This is a genomic window from Fusicatenibacter sp. (genome assembly GCF_977045365.1).
The window spans coordinates 1-2,387 of sequence record NZ_CDRRUH010000096.1; the positions used below are offsets into that span (position 1 = coordinate 1).

The 2,387-nt window shown below is 45.5% G+C and carries 2 protein-coding genes; both read right to left on the reverse strand.

Translation table 11 applies throughout. The annotated features are described in order from the left end of the window. The coding region (locus ACY2VW_RS13765; RefSeq protein ID WP_461878434.1) for an AzlC family ABC transporter permease at positions 1–372 on the reverse strand (372 nt) is incomplete at its 3' end. Positions 373–500: 128 nt separating this feature from the next. Beyond that, a complete protein-coding gene (locus ACY2VW_RS13770) occupies positions 501–2,195 on the reverse strand; it encodes an AAA family ATPase (RefSeq protein ID WP_461878435.1) in 1,695 nt (564 codons plus the stop codon). Positions 2,196–2,387: the final 192 nt, after the last annotated feature.

Genomic DNA, 2,387 nt, shown 5'->3' on the forward strand with positions numbered 1-2,387 from the left:
CCTAGGAAGATCTAAGGTACAGTTTACGGCGTATGTCTCATCGGTCATCGTGTGAATCATGTACAGCTTGCGGTGCCCCATCTGTTTGAATTCCTTCAGGAAGGTAATGCTGTAAAAACTCTGGCGGCTGTTCATCAGAAGTGCAGTGAGCGCAATGGTGATGAGGGAAGCGCCGCTAGAAAGAAACGTAATCAGAACGAACTGGAACGCGCCCGTATAGACCGTCAGACTTACCAGCAGTGAATCATACCAGGGAAAGCCGGCGGATGCCATCATCATGCCGTAGGCCATGCTGACGAAAACGTAGCTGCAGAAAATCGGGATGGATTTTACGAAAGCAGTTTTTAAGGTAGTGGAAGAAAATCGTTTCATAGATAAAATATCCTCACGTAAAAATAAATTTTAAAAATTAAATTTATCATACTATCTATATCATAGTGAGTCAATAGGAATACCATTTTACGCCAAAAGAAACGGATGACCTTCATCACCCGTTTCTCTCATTCTGCTCCAATCAACACATTCTTCCCCGCAAATGCAAACCCATAATGCCGGATCCTTTCCTGCGGCACGCCGAGGGCCACCAGTTCTGCGTCGTATTTTTTATCCACGATCTGTTTTAAAGCCTCCTGCACCGCATCTTCCAGTGTCTCCTTTTTTACCCGGCTGCAGACTTTAAATTCAATAATAATCGCCGGATCTTTTTCTCTATTCTTCGGAATCATCATCACATCATACCGTCCAAATCCACTTTCCCGATTCGACCGGATCTGATAACACTCTGCGCGTTCTGCCATCAGTCCCAGGACGAAGCCATGATAGAATCGTTCCGGCTCCAGACTTTCACTGTTCTCCCCGCCGACATCAAAATGGCTGAAGGTCGCAAGGGACACTTTATTCATATAATAATTCATCGCTTCCAGATCGCCCTGCATCAGTGCTTTTACAAAACTGCTGTACCCCGCTTCCGATGCTTCAAACCATCCGCGGAACATATCATCAAACATGCTCACCGTTTCCAGATTGGTGATACGGAGCTGATACCACGGCTTCAAAGTAATTCCACGATACTCCACCTCTTCCGCTTTCAGATAACCGCTCGCGAGCAGCAGACTCCAGATTGCATTTTCATTGTAATCCAGCTGTTCAAACACCATCTGCTCATCAAAGTTCACCGTGACTGCCTGTCCGTTCAGTAGATCTTCCATATACTCTTTGATTTCCGGCGAGGCGGTGCGGATCAGCTTTCCCACCAGACCGTTCGAACTCGTATCTGCCCAGTACGGGCGCAATTTCTTTTCTTTTAAATAATTGGTAATCGACCATGGATTGTAGATATCGCGGTGTCCGCCAAAGATAAATCCATCATACCACTGCTTCACAACTTCCTTTTTGTCTCCCATTCCGAACTCGTCCAGAGATGCAAAAACTTCCTTTTCGGTAAATCCAAAACAGTCCGCATACAGATCCGATGTCGTCGTCACCACACGCAGATTATTTAAGTCAGAAAAAATACTTTCTTTCGAAACCCTCGTGATTCCGGTCATCATCGCACGTTCCAGATAAGGATTCGTTTTAAACGTCGCATTAAACAGACTCCGCACAAACGTTGTAAATTCCGCCCAGTAGCCATGGACATACGCTTCCTGCATCGGCGTGTCGTACTCATCCAGCAGAATAATCACTCTTCTGCCGTAATACCGCGCCAGATACATACTCATATTGTTGAGCGCCGCTGCGGCCTCCGCATCACCCATATGCAGATTGACCTCGTTGTATGCTTTCTTCTCATTTCCGCTCAGCAGATCCCCATCCAGAAGATAACGGTTTTCTTCATACACTCTCGCAATCTGCTGTTTGATCTGAATTTTTGCTTCCGAAAGCTGATCTGCTTTCACGGCTGCAAAACTCAAAAAGATCACCGGATACTTTCCCTGCAGTTCCCGATATTTTTCTTCTTTCCAACCGCCAAGTCCTTCAAACAGATCGCCCCGGGCGGCATATTTATTAGAAAAAAAGCAGTCCAGCATGCTCATATTCAGTGTCTTGCCAAAGCGGCGGGGGCGGGTGATCAAGGTGATTTCATCCCCGTTTTCCCACCAGTCCTTGATGAAGTGAGATTTATCCACAAAGAAATAATGGTTTTCCCTTAAGGATGCAAAATTCTGTTTTCCTATACTGATTACTTTTTCCATCCATCACACCTGCTTTCGGAATTTGTCCTTTTCTCGATTATACACTATCCTTTCCTGAATTCCAATCTTAAAACATCCCATTCGCCGCAAACGTAAAAAACAACAACGCCAGAAACAGCACTTCCAGCACCGCTCCCAGAATGGTAATGATCTTTCCCGTCTTCTCTTTCCAGATTTTTTTCATCCCCAGAT